This is a genomic window from Fictibacillus sp. EA-CB0309, from assembly GCF_055814265.1.
In genome coordinates, this window is sequence record NZ_CP169271.1 from 1,194,080 (window position 1) to 1,215,231 (window position 21,152).

Genomic DNA, 21,152 nt, shown 5'->3' on the forward strand with positions numbered 1-21,152 from the left:
ATTTTCAAATGAAATGTTCGGATGATGTACACATTTTTTAAAGATAAGAGTACAAATCGACACTCTCTCTTTACCAATTTTATACGAATACATATGTATTATCAGAAATAAATACATGCGCCTTGAGTGCATTATCATTATAATCCTAATCAAACATTACGACAAGGGCAGCCGCTTTTGGTAAATACTTAGTAAATTTTTAATAATATCGTTTTTTTATTAAAGTGATTATTGTCTAATAATTGCAGGAAATGTAAAATAAAAGGAAGGCATATGTTTAAAATGAAGAGTGGAGTGACGAAAATGAAAGCCACATCAGCAGCTGCTAGATTAGAAAAGATTGAACAGTTAGAAACTCTGCGAAATAAAATGATACAGACGGCAAATGCATTAGGATTACATCATCCAATGGTTTTAAATTATAGTAGAAAAATTGACGAAACACATAATAAGATTATGGAAATGCAGCAAAAGGGAATTGACCGAAAGCCGATTTCTTGAGAGCAGCTTTTGAAGCCGTTATACTATACCTATAGATCCTTATTAAAGGAGTGAAAATAATGATCGTTGAAATCACAGAAAGTGCGGCAAGCAGAATTAAAGAAATGCTAGCTGACGAAGAAGACAAAAATCAATTTCTGCGTGTAGCTGTAAAGGGCGGAGGATGTACAGGTCTTTCTTATGGAATGGGCTTTGACAGTGATAAGAGTGACTCCGATCACGAAGAGAACATCGAAGGAATACAAGTGGTTGTTGATGAAGAAAGTGCTAAAGTCTTAAAAGGAACGGTTATAGACTTTAAGCAAAACATGATGGGCGGAGGATTTACGATTACAAATCCGAATGCCATCGCATCATGCGGTTGCGGTTCTTCATTTAAAACAGCAACAAATGCAGGAACACCTGAAGAATGCTAATAGGCAGAAACGTTAAAAGCTCTTACCCGATCTTTCTGGGCAAGAGCTTTTTCTATGTTTAAAATTTATTAAAGATAAATAGTACTCCGATGATATCTGCCAAAATAGAAGCAACGATAAGTATGACTTTCTTTTGCTTGTTTTGTTCTTTTAAACCAAGTGGCATTAAAAAAGTACCAAGTATGAAGAAAATAATGCCCAGAATCAAGTTGAACTTCATTTGACTATCTCCTTATCTAAAAAAGGGTAAAAGAAAACCCGGCGCGCCAACACCGGGTAAAATTGCATATCATGTCAGCGGCACTTGTCCGCCTCACAAACAATGATAACAAAGGCAGTGGTTACTTTCCACAAGCAATTTATTCCACGGTGTATCTTTCCAGTTCACTTAATAGCTCTTTTAAGCGGGGAATTTCTTTTTGGTATCCTCTAGAAATGATTCATCCGTGATATGAAGCTGATTAATGACCTTCTGAATCTCTTGCAGGCAATCAGCAGCATGCATTTCTTCTTCAGTAAATTGTCTGTTCATAATTTATTGCTCCTTTTTTAAAAAATAAAGCTGTTTTCTATAGGACTGTGGCTTTCTAATCTTTTTGTACATTCGCTTCTTTGACAAGTTGATTGGAGTGGAAGGTGTGAGACTCCTGCGAGACAGGCGGGCAGTCCGAAAAGTGGAAGTGGCTCGTTCAGCCCCGACAAGCAAAAGGTAAATGGGCAAGGAAGGCGCACTTTGCCTTTTTGACCGTTTAACTTTTGACCTCGAGGGGCTAGCCACTGTAACTAGACAGGTGAGACACTTATCCGTGAAACGTACGAATGTGGCTCACCGCCTGCCCCGTGGAAAGCGAAGCACCTGAAACGGAAATCAACTACTTTCAATAGCAACAATGAATACGAAAACAAAATGACGCCAGAGAATTACATCCGGCGTCATAATTTTTTAGAACAAGCTCGTGCTGTGCAAAGGCTGTGTTTTCGCGTTTGGATCGATGTATGATTTTGCATTGTTAATCGCGGTAGGAGCTTCGCCGAACCCTGAAGCGATTAATTTTACTTTACCATCATACGTACACACATCACCTGCAGCGTAAATGCCTTTTATATTTGTTTCCATTTTAGAATTTACGACGATTGAATTCTTCTGAATGTCTAATCCCCAAGTTTTAATAGGACCCAAAGAGGAGATGAAGCCATAGTTCACGATAACGGCATCCACCTCAACCGTTTCTTTAACATCTCCGTTCTCCAATACAACTGCAGAAATGCTCTCACCATCACCGATCAATTCAGTAATTTGGTAAGGTGTTTTAACAGCGACTTTTGAATTCATTAATTGTTCCACACTATGTTCATGAGCACGGAACTTATCACGTCTATGCGTTAACGTTACTTGTGGTGAGATTGGCTCTAGCATCAATGACCAGTCAAGAGCTGAATCACCGCCCCCACACACTAAAACGCGTTTTCCAGCGAATGCGTTTAGATCGTTTACAAAATAGTGCAGGTTCTTACCTTCATATTGTTGAGCAGTAGCGAGCTCTAATCGTCGAGGCTGAAAAGCGCCAACACCTGCCGTGATCAGAACAGCTTTACTATAATGAACGGTTTTGTCAGTTGTTAATTCAAAGATTTCTTCATTTTTTTCTACGTTTTGAACCGATTCTTCCAAAACAACAGTAGGATTAAACTGCATCGCTTGCTCTTTTAAGTTATTAACCAAGTCTTGTGCCAAAACCTTTGGAAATCCAGCAACATCATATATGTATTTTTCAGGATAAAGTGCAGATAACTGACCGCCAAGTTGAGGCATACTTTCAATGATCTTCACTTTCATCTGACGCATGCCGCCATAGAAGGCTGCAAATAAACCTGAAGGACCGCCACCAATAATGGTAATATCGTAAATTTCTTTTGCCATCACTTTCACCTCTTCTGTATTTATGACTGACGAACATGTAATATGTTCTGACCAGAACTTGCTATCTCCCATTTAGATTCTTGAGAGAAACCAAAAGTCCTCTTTTTGATTTGTATAATTTGACATTAAACGCAACACTTGCAAACGAAAAATGAAGTATGAAATTGAAACATTATCATAACGAAAAAAAGGTTGAAAAAACAAGAAAAAAGGAATAAGATGAGGGTGTATGATTAAAAAATGTCGATATTCCGAACATTTTTTGCACTCATTTATGTCTTATTACGTGAAATATATCACAATCTATTCCTTTTCTTCATATTTAATGAGTGAAAAGGTCAAACTAAAAAAATAAGAACTGGAAGTGAATTTAATGAGTAAGCCAAAAATTCTAATATTAGGCGGCGGCTATGGCGGAATTATGTCAGCTGTACGTTTACAAAAAGAACTAGGATCAGACGAAGCTGAAATTACATTGGTAAATAAGCACAACTATCATTACCAAACAACGTGGCTTCATGAAAATGCAGCAGGTACATTACACCATGACAAAACGCGTATCATGATCGATAACATCATCGATATGAACAAAGTGAACTTTGTACAAGATACAGTAAAAGAAATTAAAAAAGACGAAAAGCGCGTCATTTTAGACAATCAAGAATTAACATATGACTACTTAATTATTGCACTTGGATCTGACCCGGAAACTTTCGGTATCCAAGGACTTAAAGAGAATGCGTTCAGCATCCGCAGCATTAACTCTGTTCGTAAAATCCGTGAGCACATTGATTATTCATTCGCTCGTTACAACAATGAAGGACAGCCTGATGAACTAATTACAATCGTAGTTGGTGGTGCTGGATTTACAGGAATCGAGTTCGTTGGTGAACTTGCTGACCGCGTTCCAGAACTTTGCCGCGAATACGATATTCCTCGTGAAAAAGTTCGTATCGTAAATATTGAAGCTGCTCCTACAGTACTTCCTGGATTCGATGAAGAATTAGTTGAGTATGCGATCAACAACTTAGAGCGACGCGGAATTGAGTTCCTTGTTAACACACCGATTAAAGAGTGTAATACTGACGGCGTTGTACTCGCGAACGGTGAAGAGATCAAAGCTTCTACAATCGTTTGGACAGGTGGAGTTCGCGGAAACCACTTAGTGGAGGAAGCTGGATTCGAAACAATGCGTGGACGTGTGAAAGTTGACAAAGATCTTCGCATGCCTGGGTTTGACTATATTTTCGTTGCTGGAGACTGCGCACTTATTATTGATGAGGAAGCAAACCGCCCTTACCCTCCAACAGCTCAAATCGCAATTCAACAAGCTTACACAATCGGCCGTAACATTAAAGCATTGATGAACGGCGGCAAGCTTGAAGAATTTAAGCCAGACATCAAAGGTACAGTTGCATCACTTGGTAAAGGTGAAGCAATCGGTAAAGTAGGAAACAAAAAGCTATTTGGTGCAACAGCATCTGCAATGAAAAAGTAATTGATAACCGTTACTTATTCTTACTTGGCGGAGTGCCGATGGTTATTAAAAAAGGTAAATTAAAACTTTTCTAAATCGAATAGTGTAAACTAAGAACAGGAGCGAATGCTTCTGTTCTTTTTTATGGCTGCTTTTTCGCATACAATGTTGCTTTTGAAAGTAGATAATTTCCGCTCCAGGCTGCTCACTTTCCACGGGGCGTACGGTGAGCCTCCTGCCGCTTTGCGCCCTAGGAGTCTCCACCTGTCTAGTTGCAGGGGCTGAACGAGCCACTTCCACTTTTCGGACTGACCGCTCGTCCCGTAGGACAAGGAAGGCTTCGGCAGCGACGCATCGCACGAAGAAAATTTGAGGTTTAATTTTCGAGGAGTCTTGCACCTTACGCTCCAATTAACTTGCTTATGAAGTAAATAAAAAAGCTTCAAAAGCAACAATCCTTTAGAAAAAAGCTTTATTAAAAATTGTTAAAAAGGCGGGCATGCTGATGACAAAAAAAGACAGAGGAAATGTATGGCTAGCGGCAGCTGGTTTATTAATAGATGATGACGGCAGGTGGCTCGTTGTTAAAAAAAGTTATGGTGGCTTAAAAGGCAAATGGTCCATTCCGGCCGGTTTTGTAGACCCAGGAGAAACGGTTGATGAAGCAGCAGTGAGAGAAGTCTTTGAAGAAACAGGCATTTTAGGGGAAGTCTCATCCATTCTTGGAATACGCTCGGGTGTTATTAAAGAAACGATAAGTGATAATATGGTTGTTTTTTTATTAAGAAAAAAGAGCGGGAACCTTTCACAACATTCGAGTGAGATTGAAACGGCTACATTTATGGCACCTGAAGAACTAAGAGATGACCCTTCAACATCATTAATGATTCATTACTTTATGGACAAAAAACAGAGTTTTATAGAAGATAAAATAAATCCTGGCGACGTCTTTGGGTATACCACATATAAAATTATCGATTGCAGATAAAAATGTACGAAATATTCTGATAATTAAAGAATGCGAAAGATGTTTACGCTTACATGGGCTTATTTCACGTTAAAATCGGTTTTTCAATCCCTCAAATCCTTGTTATTATTATCTGAAAATTTAAACAAAAAAGAGGGAGTGTTACAACATGAGAAAACATGCGGTTCAGAAAAAACATGATCAATGTCCATATTGTGAAGGGAAGGGTTATTTCCAGCTCTTGCTTGGAGGTTCTGAAACGTGTGTAGAATGCTGCGGAAGCGGTAAGAAAAGAGCTTAAACACGTAACGCTCTCAAACACGATTGACGTAAATGCCCCCGTTTAGTAAACTAACCTCAGATATATGGGGGTGTCTACATCATGGATTTGCTTTTGCCACAAGTTATTATTTCAATGTTACTGTTCATGGTTCTATTCTTTGGAATCGGTTTCTTGTTTAACATGCTTCTGCGCGCTACATGGTTTATGGTTATTTTATATCCTTTAGTTGTCATTATGATTGTCGATGACATTCGATTCTTTGAGTATTTCACGAAACCATTTGCAAGTTTTCAATTGCTTTGGAGTCATCTTCTCAATTTATCGGCATCAGACATTACTATACTAACATGCGGGTTGATCGGTGCAATACTTGCTGGTTTAGCCATTAAGATGCTGCGAGTTCGCGGATATCAGATGTTCTAACAAAGTCCCTTGTATAAGGGACTTTTTTATTTTCCACTTTTCTCCTTCTTCCTTAAACGGGTATACATCTACTTAAGCCTGGGAAGGAATAGATAGGAGAGGAGTGGACAATTTTTGCTGATTTTAAGAAAAATTGTAAAGAGAACCACCATTACTATTCTTTTTGTTTGCGCGATTTTTACAACATTTCGATCGATTTCTGGTGTGCAGGCAGATGATCTGGCTACTTGGCTGGATCAAAAAAAGTCTGATAACGTGATAGTTGACGCAGCATTAACTGTACTAACGCATTCCTTAAAGACATTGCCCACAATCTACAGACCAAACATGATGCTTTCTTCTGCTGAGGTGAAGCAACCTCGGACAATTGAAGATTCGATTGATTTTTCCAAATACCCGGTTGTTCATGTAACGGCTACAGGATATACCGCTGGACAAGAGAGTACTGGCAAAACAAAAAGTCACCCTGCTTATGGAATCACAAAGTCAGGATTAAAGGTAAAGCGAGATCTTTATTCGACGATCGCAGCGGATACTTCAATTTTTCCAATCGGAACAGTTTTATGGATTCCAGGTTACGGTTATGGAGTTGTTGCAGATACGGGTTCCGCCATCAAAGGACATAAAATCGATCTTTATTACAATACAGTAGAAGAAGTGTATGAAAAATGGGGCAAAAAGAAGATTGGTGTGTATGTTGTAGAGCGTGGAGACGGAAAGATTACAGAAGCAGAATTGAACACCTTAAACGAAGATAAATCTATGCAAGTGTTTAGACAGCAATATTTATATTAATAAAAAAAGCTTCAGGTTACCGTATAACCTGAAGCTTTTTTATGTAGCTTTCTTCTTCTTGTGGTAAGAAAGGTGGGAAATCATTTGGATGTATAAGTGCGGCAAGTCGTTTTAGTCCAATAATCAATCTTGGAGAGGGTCGGCAAAAAAGGTCTTCCTCTAGTTTTACGATCTCTGTCTGATGGGCTTCTAAAACATCCCATCCCTCTCTTTTTGATGTGGGAGGGCTGCATCTTGTCTGTTTTAACACCAACCCAAACCATTCCGATCATATCGGGTTTCCGGTTCACAACATCGTCCCACGTTGTTTGTACACTAGCCAGCTTCACATCTTCAAAGATGTTTTTCCCTCCTGCAAGGTAGGCGATTTCAGTCAGCCAATTCACCTTTCCCGGTGTAAAAACGGGCTTTGGCCACCATTCGAAATATACTTTTTTCTAATTTTTATCTTTCTGCTAATCTTTTCATATGATTTTATTTCTTCTTGCATCCATTTCACCATCTGATGGGCTTCTGACATTTTATTTGTTCGTTTACCTAGATCAAGCAGATCGTTTTGAATATCTGCAAGATTTTGTGGATTATAAACGACATGTGGGATATTTCGCTTCTTTAGTTCCTCAACGTTCTTCTCCATACCGGGTACGCTTAAGCTTGCTAATACTAGGTCTGGTTCTAATGATTGGAGCTTATCCATATCGATGGATAGGTCAGGACCTAATCGCGTAAGTTTCTGGATTTCTATCGGCCAATCTGAAAAATCATCGATCCCAACTAACTCAGACGTTAATCCTAAAAAGTGCAGCAGTTCTGTATTGCTTGGACAAATTGAAATTAATCTCAAAGAGAAGAACCTCCTATGATATAAACAACCACGATAGCAGCAATGTCTGTAGAATACCAAGAAGTCCGCCAAAGAATACTTCACTTGGACGATGTCCGAGAAGTTCTTTTAATTCCTTTCTTTGTTCTTCCACTTTCTTTTGCTGAAATGTTTCTGACTCTCTAACGTGATTTCTGAACTCTTCTACTAAGTCATTCAATACGGCTGCTTGTTCTCCTGCATGCCAGCGGATACCTTTTGCATCATACATGACAATAATGGCAAACATGGCAGCGATGGCAAAAAGGGTTGAACCCAATCCATGGAGAGCTCCAACCGCAGTAGCTAATGAAGTAACAGAAGCAGAATGTGAACTTGGCATTCCGCCTGTACTAATAAATAAATCCCATCTTATTTTTTTAGTATGATAAAAATGAATAGGAATTTTTAAGAATTGTGCAGAAAATACACCTAGTAGTGCTGCGATTAATGGAAAGTTAAAAAGTATATCAGGCATTAGGAGCTTCCTTTCAATATGGTGGTTTATAGTATGGCTGTTTTAGATAGTTGTTACCCGATTTCGACACAGTTCAATCTCTGTTAACATGAAGAAAGAGGGAGGTTTGAAAAGGTGGACTTTTTTCCTCAAGAATATTACGAGTTTTTTGTTGTCTTCAACGATGGTGATTATTATACAGGTCATGATCTATTAGAGGCGATCTGGTTAACAGATCGGAGCAATCTATTTATAAAGGGGCTTCTACAGATGACAGTTGCTCTTTATCACTATGAATACGGGAACGTAAAAGGGGCTCGGGAAATGTTAAGAGTCGCGGACCACTATCTAACTCCTTATAAGCCTATGTATTGGCAATTAAACGTGGAACGCGTTACATCGTTTATTAGTCTTTGCCTTAATAAAATTCCAAAGAATATCGACAGACTGGATTTTGAACAGGTTCATCTATTACCTGTTCTTCCAAAACTCTATTTAAATTTAGAGTAATAAAGTAACGTGAATTCGAAATATTCTAAAAGAAAGAGTATAATAAAATGTAGAGTGTTAAAACGAATAAGGGGGAACTTTAACGTGTTTACGATTAAACAGCTTTGGAGTGCAAAAGAACAAGAAGAAGTCCTACTGGTCGGTTTATTTCAAGAACCGAAACTTACAGGTGTAATGGCTGATATGGATGAATCCTTAAAAGGAAACATTACTGAACTTATAAAAGACGGAGACCTTTCAAACCGTTTAAAAAGTATAAAAAAATTAAACACATTGGGGCAGCTTGGAACAAAGCGTATCTATTTTGCAGGATTAGGTAAGCGTGAGGATTTTACTTATGACAAGGCAAGAAGTACGTTTGGAAGAGCTGTACAAGAAATTACAAAAGAAAAAAGAACTCATTTTTCTATACTGCTCGATACCTTTCACACAGAAAAAGTGGCAATGGAAAAACTTGCACACGCATTTAGTGAAGCGACAGGCACGTCTGTATATCGCTTTGAAGATTATAAAAAGAAAACGAATGAACCTCAAAAACGTATAGAATCGGTTACAGTTTACACAGAAAACAGTGAAGCTGAAGCAGGACTAACGAGCGGATATGCTTATGCAAAAGGAATAAATCTTGCTCGTGACCTTGTGAATACGCCTGCCAATCTTCTTACGCCAACAGATCTAGCAGCAGAAGCGATAGACGTAGCGCTTGAATACGGCATGGAATACGAAATTCTTGAAAAAGAAGACATGGAAAAGCTCGGTATGGGCGCTATACTTGCTGTAAGTAAAGGCTCTGATCAGCTTCCTAAAATGATCACAGTAAAGTATCATGGCGGAAAAAAGAAGATCCTTATGTGGCATTAGTAGGTAAAGGCCTAACATTTGATGCAGGCGGTTATTCGATCAAACCAGCACTTAACATGCATGAAATGAAAAGCGATATGGGTGGAAGTGCAGCTGTATTAGGAGCTATGGAAGCCATTGGACGCTTAAAGCCAGAAATCAACATAATGTTTGTGATTCCTTCTTCTGAAAACTTGATCAATGGAACAGCAATGAAGCCAGGTGATGTAATTACTTCACTGAGCGGGAAGACCATTGAAGTTCGTAATACGGATGCAGAAGGACGTCTCATTCTAGCTGATGCGATTACGTACGCAAAAGAACAAGGAGCTAAATACATTGTTGACGTGGCAACGCTGACAGGAGGCGTGCTAGTGGCACTCGGTGACTGCACGACGGGCGCACTAACAAACAATGAAGATTTTTATGAGCATATTAAGCAATCTGCTGCAGATGAAGCAGAACTATTATGGCTGCTTCCAAGTTTCCAGCCATTTAAAGATATGCTAAAGTCGAGTGATGTTGCGGACCTTAACAATTCAACAGGAAGACTCGGTCACGCGATCACAGGCGGCTTGTTCGTTGGGGAATTCGCTGAAAACACGCCGTGGGTTCACTTGGATATCGCGGGTACTGCGTATTCAGGAAAATCAACAGAGCTCGGCCCTAAAGGTGCAACTGGAGTAATGGTTCGAACCTTAACTAACTTCGTACGAAACTTTAAAGCATAATAAATATGAAAAAAACTGAATCTCAGTGGAGGTTCAGTTTTTTTGTATTTGACACATTCGCACATACATGTTAATTTGTTAAAGGTTTAACAAATTAGTGATTTAGCGAAATAAAGCAATAAAGCTTTTAAGGAGGAAATAAAATGAATGCTGTAGTATTAGCCGTAGCAGTCATGCTAGTACTTAGCCTTTTACGTATACATGTTGTAGTAGCCTTGCTTATTGGCGCATTAACAGGCGGGGTTGTAGCAGGAATGGGCTTAACAGAAACGATAACGGTATTTACTGAAGGGTTAGGATCTAATGCAGTGATTGCATTAAGCTATGCGTTATTAGGAAGTTTTGCAGTAGCATTATCCCGAACGGGGCTTCCGAAATTGATGGTGAACAAAGCCATCGCTCTAGTTGGGAAAGAAGGAGAAACAAGAAAGAAATCATTGTCTAAAGTTCTTATTTTATTTGTAATTTTAATGATTTCTTCTTTTTCACAAAACTTAATTCCCGTTCATATTGCAATCATTCCAATCTTTATACCGCCGCTTTTACATGTTTTAAATGAATTGCAGCTCGACCGCAGACTGGTAGCAACAGTCATTACTTTTGGTCTGATCACACCTTACATGTGGTTCCCTGTAGGATTCGGTGGAATTTTCCACGAGATCCTTCAAACGAACATGAAGGATAGTGGTTTAACGGTAAAAATGGATCAAATCCCAACAGCGATGACGATTCCATCTTTAGGAATGATCGTGGGTCTATTGATTGCCGTATTAATTACGTATCGTAAACCACGTAAATATGAAGAAAAAACGATTGGAACTGCTAATGATGATGGAGTAAGCTATACGACTCGTTCCATCATTGTAGCTGTTCTATCCATTGCAGCAACATTGGCTGTACAGCTTCAAACAGACTCTATGATCTTTGGTGCGTTATCAGGGATAATCGTTCTGTATTTCAGCGGGCAGCTAAAATTAAATGCTTCGGATACAATTTTAACTGAAGGCATGAAAATGATGTCTTACATCGGTTTTGTCATGATCTCAGCAGCTGGTTTTGCAGCGGTAATGCGTGAAACAGGTGAAGTAGAAACATTGGTAAAAGACAGCGCTGCATTAATCGGAAACTCCACAGCACTCGGTGTTCTGCTTATGTTAGTGATTGGATTGCTCGTAACGATGGGAATTGGTTCATCGTTCTCTACGATTCCTATTATTACAACGATTTTCGTTCCCTTAGCTGGAGAATTAGGATTAAGTGTAATGGCGACTATTGCTCTGATCGGTACAGCAGCAGCATTAGGAGATGCGGGTTCTCCTGCTTCAGACAGTACGCTAGGGCCAACATCTGGTCTGAACGTAGACAATCAGCATAACCACATTTGGGATACGTGTGTTCCAACATTCTTGCATTACAACTTGCCATTAATCGCGTTCGGATTCATTGCCGCGATGGTATTATAGCTTGAGAGCATGAGGTTTGATTCAAAAGATACAGCTTTTGAATCGAACCTCTATTTTTATTAACAAATTGCATGAATCTAAGTGGAGAGCCATGATTTTTCATTGGATGTATATATGGAAAATACATCTTCTCTATAATGACCACACGGAAAGAACGCGAAAAAAATATTCACGTTAATTCGGATAATTTCACATTAAGTTAAATAATTTCACATTAATTCCAATAATTTCACGTTAAATATAATAAATTCACGTTAAGTACAATTTAGCAAATATACACATGCTATCTGTAAGGAGGGATTTGCAATGACAAAACGTAAACATTCTTGGGACGCAGCTGCAAAGAACAATTCAACACCGACAGAAAGCATGACTAACGTGGAGTTTTCTGATGAAAAATTCTCAGACGAAATTCCGAAAAGAGATACTCAAAGCCCTAGATCGAAAGGGAAATAAAATAAGCTGGCTCCTCAAACTACAAGAGGAGTCAGCATTTTTGTTTTATTCAAAGGCTGTTTTCTAAAGGGTTGTTGCTTTTTAATCTTTTTGTTTTCGCTTCTTTGACAAGTTGATTGGAGTGGAAGGTGTGAGACTCTCGGCTAGGACAGGCGAGCAGGTGAGACACTTATACGTGAAACGGACGAATGTGGCTCACCGCCTGCCCCGCGGAAAGCGAACAACCTGAAACGGAAATCAACTACTTTCAAAAGCAACAATGAATACGAAAACAGCTATTCAAAAAAGTCAATTCTGGCACCCACTGTTTCATGTGTGCTTTGATCTCATCATACGATTTTTTCATAGCAGGAAGGTCTTTCATTGGATGAATTACAAAAGGACGGTCTACATAAGTTGGCAGAAATTTAGGTTCTGTTAAATCAATGCTCGTTTCAGTCCCCTTTTGATGCTTCGTTACGGTAAGCTGAACCATTCCGCCAATGTCTTTATAATCACGTCGTTGACCAGATAAAAAGTTCCCTAAAGAATAGGCCACAAACGTTTTGCTGCCATCACTTGCTGTCTCCCATTTTACCGGTTGAAGCACGTGTGGATGGTGCCCGATAATAATGTCACCACCGGCTTCAGTTACCACTTTTACGACTTCCTTTTGAAAATCATTGGGCATTCTTTCGTACTCATTTCCAAAGTGTAAAGATACAACATTAACGTCGGATAGCTTTCTAGCCTGAGCAATATCACGTTTAATGCGCTCAACCTCTATCAAGTTTACAAGGTGATCTTTTCCTGTAGGTACGGGTATTCCGTTCGTTCCATATGTATAGCTTAAAAAAGATACCGTAATGTCATTCTTTTTTATCAGTCGAATATTTTGCCTGTCCTGATCATTCAGATAAGCCCCTGTGTAGACCACATCAATTTGGTTCCAATAGTTCAGTGCACTCACGATCACTTTTTCTCCGCGATCAAGCGTATGATTATTAGCTAGCGTAACAAGATCCACACCATTCGCTTTTAACGCGTCACCAACTTCATGTGGAGAATTAAAAGTTGGATAGGAAGAAAGACCAAGCTTTGTCCCGCCTATCATCGTCTCTTGATTAGCCATTGTAATATCAGGCTTTGATAAATAGGGCTTAACGGGCAGGAAATTACGATTAAAATCATAGCCAGAAGCCGTTTTTGCGCTATTATAAACCGTATCATGAATTAAAATGTCGCCTACTGCTCCAAGCGTTAAACTTGTCGTTTTTTCAACAGGCTCTTGCACGATCGGTTCCGTCTTTATCTTTTTTGGTAACGCAGTATTTTCTTGTTTTGGTTCCTTTTGTTCTTCAACCGTCTTTAAATCTGCGTTATGATACATATATATAAGTGCAATTGTCGAAAAGAAAACAATAACGATTCCTGTAAACCACCAAAGACGTTTCAATGGCAGCACCCCCTTTTGTCTATCATAATGGAAAAAGAGGGGATATGTATATGTCGAATTACACAGTGTTGAAAACGGTTCCAATTATGACAATCAGGAGGAAAGTGCAAAATGAGACAAATTACAGCAGAAACAGTAGAACTTTTAGATCAAAATGATGAACTAGCTACTTTTAAAAATGAGTTTTACTTAAAAGATGATTCTATTTATCTAGACGGTAACTCTTTAGGTCTTCTTTCCAAGCGTGCAGAACAATCGTTATTCGATGTTTTAAATGATTGGAAAGAACATGGAATCGACGGATGGATGGGTGGAAAATACCCTTGGTTTACATTGAGTGAGCAGTTGGCTGAAAAACTCGCTGTGCTTGTAGGAGCCGAAGCACAGGAAGTGATCGTTACAGGATCAACGACAGTAAACCTACATCAGTTAGTAGCTACCTTTTTCGAACCGAAAGAAGGGAAAACGAAAATACTCGCAGATGAACTGACATTCCCTTCAGACATCTATGGCTTGCAAAGTCAGTTAAAACTGAAAGGCTTAAATCCTGATACTGAATTGATTCAGGTTAAAAGCAAAAACGGTTTAACACTAGATGAAGAAGACATTATCGAAATGATGACAGATGATATCGCGCTGATTCTTTTACCATCTGTTCTTTATAGAAGTGGTCAATTACTTGATATGGAACGCTTAACAAAAGAGGCTCATAAACGGAATATACCGATTGGATTTGATCTATGTCACTCAATCGGAGCTCTTCCACATGAATTAAGTAAATGGAATGTTGATTTTGCCTTTTGGTGCAACTATAAATACGTAAATGCTGGACCAGGTGGAGTTGGCGGACTATATGTGAACAAAAAGCATTTTTCAAAAACTCCAGGCCTATCCGGCTGGTTCGGCAGCAAGAAAGAAACTCAATTTGATATGGATCACCATTTTGATGCGGAAAATTCTGCAGGAGGTTACCAAATCGGTACGCCTCATATGCTCAGTACAGCACCGCTGATCGGCTCTTTGTCTATTTTTGAAGAAGCGAAGATTGAAAGAATCCGCAGCAAATCTTTAAAGTTGACCACCCTTTTGATGGATTTATTGAATCAAGAACTTGAAAATGAGTTTACGATTGTAAACCCGCTTGATGATAGCAGACGCGGGGGCATGTTGCCCTTATGCACAGTGATGCAGCTCGAATCTGTAAGGCGTTAAAAGATAATGGCATTGTTCCAGACTTTAGAGCTCCGAACATTATTCGTTTAGCACCTGTAGCTCTTTATAATTCTTTTGGCGATGTATTCAAAGCGGTGGGGATTTTAAGTAAGATTATGAAAAATCGCGAATATGAAAAGTATGAAAACAAGAGGGAAGTTATTGCTTAAGGAGAGGTACAAGTGAAACTATTCGATATTTCGATGCCCCTTTATAACGGGGTTCCAGGTTGGCCGGGTGACACGCCTTATTCATTTGATCTTGCTTGGACAAAAGAAGAGTCGGGTTCTGTGAATGTTGGCAGAGTGGAAATGAGTACGCATACAGGAACACATGTAGATGCTCCGTATCATTTTGATAATGGCGGGGAAAAAATAATTGAATTGCCGCTGGAATTATATGTAGGACCGGCATTTGTCATGGATGTTACGAGTGAGAAAGAGATTACAGTTGATCATATTAAAAACAAATTGCCTAACGGTACGAAGCGTGTTCTTTTTAAAACAAAATGCTGGCAAGATCGGACAGTGTTTCCAGAACAAATCGTTCCCATTTCACCTGAAGCAGTACCCTTTTAAAAAATTGCGGTGTGGGACTCATCGGTGTTGATATGCCTTCTGTTGATCCATTAGACAGTAAAGAGTTGAGTGCGCATCACGCCCTTTATGAACATAACATTCATATCTTAGAAGGATTAGTGCTTGATGAAGTACCTGAAGGAGAGTACGAGTTAATCGCTTTGCCGCTCCCTCTTCAAGATGCTGACGGAGGTCCTGTTCGAGCCATTCTTAAGGAATTGTCCAAATAAACATTGTGAAAAACAAACACCACAAGCTGTGTTTGTTTTTTTGCGTCTTATCTAAAAGCTGTTTTCGTATTCATATTCGCGCTTTTTTGAAGGTAGTTGATTTCCGTTTCAGGTGCTTCGCTTTCCGCGGGGCAGGCGGTGAGCCACATTCGTACGTTCCACGTATAAGTGTCTCACCTGTCTAGTTGCAGTGGCTAGCCCCTCGAGGTCAAAAGCTAAATGGTCCACAAGGCAAAGTGCGCCTTGCTAGCCCATTCACCTTTTGCTTGTCGGGGCTAAACGAGCCACTTCCACATTTTGGGCTGCCCGCCTGTCCTAGCCGAGAGTCTCACACCTTCCACTGCAATCAACTGTCATAGAAGAAAATAAAAATAAACATCTGAAAGCAACAATCCTTTATAAAGACTGGTGCTTTCGTAAAATGATAGCAGCATTTTTTGAGATTTCATCTATTGTTCCTTATAATAGGTAAGAGATGTTTATTGGAGGCAAGCCATGTATAAGTATGGATTTACGAATTATTTTGAAGGAAACTTACAATTTACTGGTTATGATGTGGTGCAGGTTGGACCATGGACAAATGTATATATCTCTTTTGAAATAGAGAATGTTGAAATCTTTCCTGAAGGACTAAGCGAACCGAGTGCGTTAGCTGTTTACAACGGAGAGGGTGAACTTCAAGAGATTATTGCCCACGATGAAGGCGTTGATTGTGAATATAAGTTTACGGATAAAGAAAAGGAACAGATAACAGACTATTTGTTAAACGTTGATCTGAAACACGAAAACGAAAAGGAGTGATTGGAAGAATGAAAATTACAGGCATTGAACCAACTCCAAGCCCTAATTCAATGAAGATTAATCTGACGGAAACACTACCTGGAACAGAGCGTTACAATTATACAAAAAATGATGCCGAAAAAGCTCCTGAGTTCATCCAGGAAATCCTAAGGGTGGATGGAGTCAAAAGCATCTATCATGTTGCAGATTTTATTGCGCTTGAACGTAACCCGCGTGCCAAGTGGGAAGATGTCCTTGCAGGAATAAGAAAAGTGTTTGGTCAGGAAGAAGATTCAGAAACATTAGATCAAGAAACGCAAAAGGAAGATGAAATTACTGAAATTACGGTCCTCGTTCAAATGTTCAGAGGTCTTCCCATGCAGATCAAACTTAAAACAGAGAATGAGGAAAGGCGTGTTGGTCTACCTGAACGTTTTGCAAAAGCAGCCCTAGAGGCTCAAGATTCTTCAGATAATCTTGTAATGGAACGTCAATGGGAAGAACAAGGAGTTCGCTATGGCACGTTCGAACAAGTAGGGCATGAGGTAGCTGAAGAGCTGTCAGCCGTCTATCCTCAAGAACGTTTGGATCAATTAGTGAAACAAGCCTACAGTTCCAATGGAAATCCAGGGTGGAGATGGCTTCCGTTTCTACTTCAGAAGTGGCGGAAAAACTTCGCGACACGGACTGGCAGACGCGTTATGCGGCGTTAGAGCGAATGAACCCAACAATAGAAGACGTGATGGTACTTAAACAAGCACTAAAAGATGAAAAGCCTTCAATTCGCCGCCTGGCTGTTGTCTACTTGGGAATGATAGAAGACGAAGCTGTCCTTCCTCTTTTATACCTAGCAATTCAGGATAAAAACGTATCCGTTAGGCGAACAGCTGGGGACGCATTGTCAGACTTAGGTAATCCAAAAGCAATCCCAGTTATGTGTGATGCGTTATCAGATAAAAACAAACTGGTGAGATGGCGTGCCGCTCGTTTCCTTTTTGAAGTGGGTGACGATACTGCACTCCCGGCGTTAAAATCCGCTCAGGATGATCCGGAATTTGAAGTGGCTCTTCAAGTTAAAATCGCGATCGAACGAATTCAAAGCGGTGAAGAGGCAGCCGGTACCGTTTGGCAGCAGATGACCAAAAGCCGTGAAAAGTAAAAATATAAGACTCGCTGGATTTATTCAGCGGGTCTTGTTTTGTATCATGAAGTCTCTTTTTGATTAGCTGCTTTCTGCTCATTTTGTTCAATAAAACGCGTTATCTCGCTGCAAATTTCTTGTGGTTTTTCCTCCATTAATAAATGGCCGCATTTTTCATAGACGATTAGTTCCGCGTTAGGAAGATCGTGCTTTAAGCGGTATCCGGTTTTGACAGGCATAACTTGATCTTCTTTTCCCCATATCATGAGAACAGGCTGTTGAATATCTTTTAACTCTTGAGAACACATATCGCCTTCACGATGTCTTAATAGTCGAATTAAGGAATCGATAAAGGCAGCTTCACTGATCGGCTTTTTATAACTTTCGATCATCTCTTCTGTAACCAACTTTGTATCATGTAAAACAGATAATAAATTCTGCTTCACATCTTTCCTTTGTATCCAGCTCCTCATTCCCCATGTGAAAAGTGGTAAGTAGGAACATGCGATTAGTGACCGGCTTGCTCGCTTAACGTATGAACAGCATCCAAGCAATATCAGTTTCTCGATACGTTTAGGGGCCTTTTTTGCCGCATGCATACAAATTTGTCCACCCATTGAATGACCAATCAAGATAACATTTTGAATATTAAGCTGATCTAAAAAATCAATAATCAACTGTCCATAATTCGTCAGTTTGTAGATAAAACTAGTGGATTTTTCACTTTGCCCAAACCCAGGAAGGTCTAGAGCAATCACTTTGTACTTTTTTGTTAAGTAAGGAAGCAGCTGTCTAAAGCTGATGGTGGAGGATAAAAATCCGTGAACTAGAACAACTACTTTTGCTTCCGGATCTTCGTGATCATAGTATTCATAATAAATTTGAACGTTGTTTACATTTAAACGATATCCTGGAGAATAAATATGCTCTTCATTAACGGCCATGATTGTCCTACCTCCGTACACAGAATTCTATGGATAGTTTCACCAAAGTGGATGAAAGTTACAAGGTGCAATAATTTCCTCTTTAAACGTCTAACCATTGATTATTAGTCATTTACCCATATCTATGGAAGGTGTGATTAATAAAAACACATTTTGTCTAAAAGTGTCTCAGCATGTGTATTGTTCTTGTCCGGTTGCTACTGCTAATTCTTTAATTACTTTCGCTTCTTCTCGTTACACACAAATGATGACTTTGGAAAGAATTACAACGCTTGCATTATCTTATATACATCGTTGAAAAGTTGATTGGAGTGTAAGGTGTGAGACTACGGCTAGGACAGGCGGGCAGGTGAGACACTTAAGAGGGGAACGTACCAATGTGGCTCACCGCCTGCCCCGCGGAAAGCGAAGCACCTGAAACGGAAATCAACCGCTTCTTCGCTTTCTTTTTACGGCAAACTGTATTTCGATATTGTTTCTAAACAGTTGTCCCAGCTTTTCTAATCAAAATTTGTGCGTTTGTCTCTATTCCTCTTTACCCACTTCGTACATATTTTAATAAGGAGTAAGAACGCATAAAGATGAAGGAGGTAGCAGGATGGCATTTCCATATTATCCTTACTATTATCCGTATGCATATGGTGCATATGGTTATGGCGGCTATGGTTACGGTTGGATCTGGGCTGTAATAATAATCTTGTTTATTCTCATATTGATTTTCGGTGGCTGGTGGTGGTGGAACACTAGAGACTAAACAAAAGGGGCTTGGAGGTAGGGTCTTCAGGCCTTTTTTGCTTGAGTATGAATGAATTGTTATGCGGGGATAATGAAAGAAAAAATGGAGAGATGTTATGCATAGTCGGCAAACAGTCCGCTATATTTGTGAAGAATACGTCAGCGGCAACTGTTACTATTACAAAAGTGAAATCATTACACACGATAATTGGAAAAATCTTGACTCCTTTCCTGGTCGAGGCCCCGTCCGATATCTGAGAAGACCTTTCTGAAACAGAAGAAAGCAGGGTACAAAACAGAACATAAGTTCATAAAAAAAGAGCCTGCCGTGGTCGTTTCACTGCACAGAACAAAAACCGTCTAATTCAAAGGGCGGTTTTTGTTTTGCGAGAAACAAAAAAAGGACAGATCATTAATGACCTGTCAATAAAGGGGGAATATCTTAATGCAATTACAGTTAGCAGTATATACAGATCGTACATAAAATAAACGGATTTATTGGAAAAGGATTACATCTATTTTGAGAAGGGGATACATGGTTTATAGGGATTTTTAAAGGAGGGAACGCAAGTGGACAAATTTCGAGTGGCAAAAGATACGCTAGGTGAAATTCGAGTACCTGAAGAAGCTTATTATGGAGCTCAAACGCAAAGAGCGGTCGAAAATTTTCCGATCAGCGGAATTCGATTGCCTTTTTCTTTTATAAAAGCGCAAGCCGTTATTAAAGCAAGTGCAGCACATGCCAACAAAGAGTGCAGCGTATTGGATAACAAAAAAGCAGAGGCGATCATTGCAGCAGCTGATGAAGTAGTCAATGGAATATGGAATGCCCACTTTGTCGTAGATGCTTATCAAGCAGGAGCTGGAACATCTCAAAATATGAACATGAATGAAGTTTTAGCATCACGAGCCGCAGAAATACTTGGAGGCGTAAAAGGAGACTATTCGCTTATTCACCCCAATGATGATGTGAACATGTCTCAATCTACCAACGATACGATTCCGACTGCCATCCAATTATCTGTTGCAGCTGAACTTCAAGAAACTCTATATCCCGCACTTAATCGGTTGCTCCACGTTTTAGAAGAAAAAGAACAAGAGTTTCACAACATCATTAAGGCAGGAAGAACGCATTTGCAGGATGCTGTACCGATCCGCCTAGGCAGTGAGTTTAAAGGATATAGAGGCACTTTGGAATCAGTAAAACATGCCCTGGAACATACGGAGAAATCTTTGTACGTATTAGGTCTTGGCGGAAACGCGGTAGGGACGGGAATCAATGCTCATCCCCAATATGCAGAGCTTGCTATTCAAGAGATCGCTAAACGCACAGGTCTGCCCTTTTCCAAGAGCGAGAACACATACGCCTTTATGCAGAATACGAATGCAGCCATTTCTGTAAGTGGACATTTAAAAGAATTAGCAATCCATTTAATAAAAATCTCCAGTGATCTGAGACTTTTAAGCAGTGGCCCTCGTACAGGTTTGGCTGAAATCACGCTGCCTGCTGTCCAGCCGGGTTCGTCGATTATGCCTGGTAAGATCAATCCTGTTATCTTAGAAAATTTGTACATGATCTGTTCGCAAGTAATCGGAAACGATAGTTGTGTAACGACAGCTGCAATGGGCAGTCAGCTTGAAATAAATCCTATGATGCCGGTTATCGGCTTAAATGTGCTCCAATCGATTACGATCTTAAGCAATGGAATAACCATTTTCACAGAAAGATGCTTGAAAGACATTACAGCTAATCACGAAAATATAAAGAATTGGCTTGATCAAAGTCTTTCTCTTGTAACAGCCCTCAATCCTCATATCGGCTATGAAAAAGCTGCAGCTTTAGCAAAAGAAAGCTTTGAAACCGGCAAAACATTAAAAGAACTATTAATTGAGAAAAAGATACTCACAATAGAAGAAGCAGAACGCATTTTAGACCCGAATTCCATGATATAGCATATCGGATTGTAACATTTATATTGCTTTTCTCGACAATTA

At 39.5% G+C, this 21,152-nt stretch carries 19 protein-coding genes and 6 pseudogenes; 18 read left to right on the forward strand and 7 right to left on the reverse strand.

Going from position 1 to position 21,152, the window contains the following annotated elements; all coding sequences use genetic code 11:
* Positions 1 to 303: 303 nt before the first annotated feature.
* Positions 304 to 501 carry an aspartyl-phosphate phosphatase Spo0E family protein gene (locus ACEWFH_RS06620; RefSeq protein WP_473726602.1) on the forward strand — a complete coding sequence of 66 codons (198 nt, stop codon included), beginning with the start codon at positions 304 to 306 and terminating at the stop codon, positions 499 to 501.
* Between the two features lie 59 nt (positions 502 to 560).
* On the forward strand, positions 561 to 917 hold the full coding sequence (locus ACEWFH_RS06625; RefSeq protein ID WP_289494662.1) for a HesB/IscA family protein: 357 nt from the start codon (positions 561 to 563) through the stop codon (positions 915 to 917).
* 58 nt (positions 918 to 975) lie between these two features.
* Here the strand turns inward: ACEWFH_RS06625 and ACEWFH_RS06630 are convergent, their stop codons facing one another.
* Both ACEWFH_RS06630 and ACEWFH_RS06635 read right to left on the reverse strand, forming a co-directional pair.
* Complete coding sequence (locus tag ACEWFH_RS06630) at positions 976 to 1,137, reverse strand: hypothetical protein (protein WP_473726603.1); 162 nt, start codon at positions 1,135 to 1,137, stop codon at positions 976 to 978.
* A 180-nt stretch (positions 1,138 to 1,317) separates the two neighbouring features.
* Positions 1,318 to 1,449: a hypothetical protein gene (locus ACEWFH_RS06635; RefSeq protein ID WP_473726604.1), complete on the reverse strand. Its 132-nt coding sequence runs from the start codon at positions 1,447 to 1,449 to the stop codon at positions 1,318 to 1,320.
* Positions 1,450 to 1,630: 181 nt separating this feature from the next.
* Between ACEWFH_RS06635 and ACEWFH_RS06640 the strand changes: the two genes are divergently transcribed.
* Entirely contained in the window at positions 1,631 to 1,777 is a 147-nt protein-coding gene (locus tag ACEWFH_RS06640) for a hypothetical protein (protein WP_473726605.1), read from the forward strand.
* A gap of 83 nt (positions 1,778 to 1,860) precedes the next feature.
* On the opposite strand, the gene ACEWFH_RS06645 is transcribed toward ACEWFH_RS06640, so the two are convergent.
* A complete protein-coding gene (locus tag ACEWFH_RS06645) occupies positions 1,861 to 2,838 on the reverse strand; it encodes an NAD(P)/FAD-dependent oxidoreductase (RefSeq protein WP_473726606.1) in 978 nt (325 codons plus the stop codon).
* 373 nt (positions 2,839 to 3,211) lie between these two features.
* Here ACEWFH_RS06645 and ACEWFH_RS06650 point away from each other — a divergent pair.
* The 5 genes and pseudogenes from ACEWFH_RS06650 (at position 3,212) to ACEWFH_RS06670 (ending at position 6,783) form a co-directional block, all read left to right on the forward strand.
* Positions 3,212 to 4,410 (forward strand): annotated as a pseudogene (locus ACEWFH_RS06650) (NAD(P)/FAD-dependent oxidoreductase).
* A gap of 410 nt (positions 4,411 to 4,820) precedes the next feature.
* Positions 4,821 to 5,303, forward strand: a complete 483-nt coding sequence (locus ACEWFH_RS06655; RefSeq protein WP_473726607.1) for an NUDIX hydrolase — start codon at positions 4,821 to 4,823, stop codon at positions 5,301 to 5,303.
* A 148-nt stretch (positions 5,304 to 5,451) separates the two neighbouring features.
* Entirely contained in the window at positions 5,452 to 5,583 is a 132-nt protein-coding gene (locus tag ACEWFH_RS06660; protein ID WP_473726608.1) for a YuiA family protein, read from the forward strand.
* Positions 5,584 to 5,664: 81 nt separating this feature from the next.
* A complete protein-coding gene (locus ACEWFH_RS06665; RefSeq protein ID WP_473726609.1) occupies positions 5,665 to 5,988 on the forward strand; it encodes a YuiB family protein in 324 nt (107 codons plus the stop codon).
* 114 nt (positions 5,989 to 6,102) lie between these two features.
* Positions 6,103 to 6,783, forward strand: coding sequence for a 3D domain-containing protein (locus ACEWFH_RS06670; protein WP_473726610.1), 681 nt, complete (start codon positions 6,103 to 6,105; stop codon positions 6,781 to 6,783).
* A 16-nt stretch (positions 6,784 to 6,799) separates the two neighbouring features.
* Here the strand turns inward: ACEWFH_RS06670 and ACEWFH_RS06675 are convergent.
* Positions 6,800 to 7,627, reverse strand: a pseudogene (locus ACEWFH_RS06675) (cobalamin-binding protein).
* A gap of 13 nt (positions 7,628 to 7,640) precedes the next feature.
* A complete protein-coding gene (locus tag ACEWFH_RS06680; RefSeq protein ID WP_473726611.1) occupies positions 7,641 to 8,123 on the reverse strand; it encodes a divergent PAP2 family protein in 483 nt (160 codons plus the stop codon).
* A 114-nt stretch (positions 8,124 to 8,237) separates the two neighbouring features.
* Here ACEWFH_RS06680 and ACEWFH_RS06685 point away from each other — a divergent pair, with 114 nt between their 5' ends.
* From ACEWFH_RS06685 to ACEWFH_RS06700, 4 genes and pseudogenes are all read left to right on the forward strand, one after another.
* Positions 8,238 to 8,612, forward strand: a complete 375-nt coding sequence (locus tag ACEWFH_RS06685) for a DUF309 domain-containing protein (RefSeq protein WP_473726612.1) — start codon at positions 8,238 to 8,240, stop codon at positions 8,610 to 8,612.
* Between the two features lie 84 nt (positions 8,613 to 8,696).
* Positions 8,697 to 10,183: pseudogene (locus ACEWFH_RS06690) on the forward strand (leucyl aminopeptidase).
* Positions 10,184 to 10,326: 143 nt separating this feature from the next.
* The gene (locus ACEWFH_RS06695; protein WP_473726613.1) at positions 10,327 to 11,646 is read left to right on the forward strand and encodes a Na+/H+ antiporter family protein; all 1,320 of its coding nucleotides are present in this window, start codon (positions 10,327 to 10,329) and stop codon (positions 11,644 to 11,646) included.
* Between the two features lie 306 nt (positions 11,647 to 11,952).
* Entirely contained in the window at positions 11,953 to 12,102 is a 150-nt protein-coding gene (locus tag ACEWFH_RS06700; RefSeq protein WP_473726614.1) for a hypothetical protein, read from the forward strand.
* Positions 12,103 to 12,349: 247 nt separating this feature from the next.
* On the opposite strand, the gene ACEWFH_RS06705 is transcribed toward ACEWFH_RS06700, so the two are convergent.
* Positions 12,350 to 13,546 carry a CapA family protein gene (locus ACEWFH_RS06705; protein WP_473726615.1) on the reverse strand — a complete coding sequence of 399 codons (1,197 nt, stop codon included), beginning with the start codon at positions 13,544 to 13,546 and terminating at the stop codon, positions 12,350 to 12,352.
* Between the two features lie 102 nt (positions 13,547 to 13,648).
* Here ACEWFH_RS06705 and kynU point away from each other — a divergent pair.
* The 4 genes and pseudogenes from kynU to ACEWFH_RS06725 all read left to right on the forward strand — a co-directional run bounded on the left by kynU (position 13,649) and on the right by ACEWFH_RS06725 (position 17,496).
* Positions 13,649 to 14,919: pseudogene (gene kynU / locus ACEWFH_RS06710) on the forward strand (kynureninase).
* A gap of 33 nt (positions 14,920 to 14,952) precedes the next feature.
* Positions 14,953 to 15,557: pseudogene (gene kynB, locus ACEWFH_RS06715) on the forward strand (arylformamidase).
* 495 nt (positions 15,558 to 16,052) lie between these two features.
* Positions 16,053 to 16,358 carry a hypothetical protein gene (locus tag ACEWFH_RS06720; RefSeq protein WP_473726616.1) on the forward strand — a complete coding sequence of 102 codons (306 nt, stop codon included), beginning with the start codon at positions 16,053 to 16,055 and terminating at the stop codon, positions 16,356 to 16,358.
* An 8-nt stretch (positions 16,359 to 16,366) separates the two neighbouring features.
* Positions 16,367 to 17,496, forward strand: a pseudogene (locus ACEWFH_RS06725) (conserved virulence factor C family protein).
* Between the two features lie 44 nt (positions 17,497 to 17,540).
* On the opposite strand, the gene ACEWFH_RS06730 reads toward ACEWFH_RS06725, so the two are convergent.
* Positions 17,541 to 18,422 carry an alpha/beta fold hydrolase gene (locus ACEWFH_RS06730; protein WP_473726617.1) on the reverse strand — a complete coding sequence of 294 codons (882 nt, stop codon included), beginning with the start codon at positions 18,420 to 18,422 and terminating at the stop codon, positions 17,541 to 17,543.
* 598 nt (positions 18,423 to 19,020) lie between these two features.
* Between ACEWFH_RS06730 and ACEWFH_RS06735 the strand changes: the two genes are divergently transcribed.
* Positions 19,021 to 19,176 (forward strand): sporulation protein YjcZ, encoded by a 156-nt coding sequence (locus ACEWFH_RS06735; protein WP_473726618.1) that lies wholly within the window; start codon positions 19,021 to 19,023, stop codon positions 19,174 to 19,176.
* Positions 19,177 to 19,727: 551 nt separating this feature from the next.
* Positions 19,728 to 21,110, forward strand: coding sequence for a class II fumarate hydratase (locus tag ACEWFH_RS06740; protein ID WP_473726619.1), 1,383 nt, complete (start codon positions 19,728 to 19,730; stop codon positions 21,108 to 21,110).
* Positions 21,111 to 21,152: the final 42 nt, after the last annotated feature.

Excerpts from the sequence above, each read along its gene's own strand:
- ACEWFH_RS06625 (WP_289494662.1), top strand. The coding sequence starts at position 561 with ATGATCGTTGAAATCACAGAAAGTGCGGCAAGCAGAATTAAAGAAATG.
- ACEWFH_RS06660 (WP_473726608.1), top strand. The coding sequence starts at position 5,452 with ATGAGAAAACATGCGGTTCAGAAAAAACATGATCAATGTCCATATTGT.
- ACEWFH_RS06700 (WP_473726614.1), top strand. The coding sequence starts at position 11,953 with ATGACAAAACGTAAACATTCTTGGGACGCAGCTGCAAAGAACAATTCA.
- ACEWFH_RS06635 (WP_473726604.1), bottom strand. The coding sequence starts at position 1,449 with ATGAACAGACAATTTACTGAAGAAGAAATGCATGCTGCTGATTGCCTG.
- ACEWFH_RS06720 (WP_473726616.1), top strand. The coding sequence starts at position 16,053 with ATGTATAAGTATGGATTTACGAATTATTTTGAAGGAAACTTACAATTT.
- ACEWFH_RS06645 (WP_473726606.1), bottom strand. The coding sequence starts at position 2,838 with ATGGCAAAAGAAATTTACGATATTACCATTATTGGTGGCGGTCCTTCA.
- ACEWFH_RS06735 (WP_473726618.1), top strand. The coding sequence starts at position 19,021 with ATGGCATTTCCATATTATCCTTACTATTATCCGTATGCATATGGTGCA.
- ACEWFH_RS06680 (WP_473726611.1), bottom strand. The coding sequence starts at position 8,123 with ATGCCTGATATACTTTTTAACTTTCCATTAATCGCAGCACTACTAGGT.
- ACEWFH_RS06695 (WP_473726613.1), top strand. The coding sequence starts at position 10,327 with ATGAATGCTGTAGTATTAGCCGTAGCAGTCATGCTAGTACTTAGCCTT.
- ACEWFH_RS06730 (WP_473726617.1), bottom strand. The coding sequence starts at position 18,422 with ATGGCCGTTAATGAAGAGCATATTTATTCTCCAGGATATCGTTTAAAT.
- ACEWFH_RS06640 (WP_473726605.1), top strand. The coding sequence starts at position 1,631 with ATGGGCAAGGAAGGCGCACTTTGCCTTTTTGACCGTTTAACTTTTGAC.
- ACEWFH_RS06630 (WP_473726603.1), bottom strand. The coding sequence starts at position 1,137 with ATGAAGTTCAACTTGATTCTGGGCATTATTTTCTTCATACTTGGTACT.
- ACEWFH_RS06620 (WP_473726602.1), top strand. The coding sequence starts at position 304 with ATGAAAGCCACATCAGCAGCTGCTAGATTAGAAAAGATTGAACAGTTA.
- ACEWFH_RS06655 (WP_473726607.1), top strand. The coding sequence starts at position 4,821 with ATGACAAAAAAAGACAGAGGAAATGTATGGCTAGCGGCAGCTGGTTTA.
- ACEWFH_RS06665 (WP_473726609.1), top strand. The coding sequence starts at position 5,665 with ATGGATTTGCTTTTGCCACAAGTTATTATTTCAATGTTACTGTTCATG.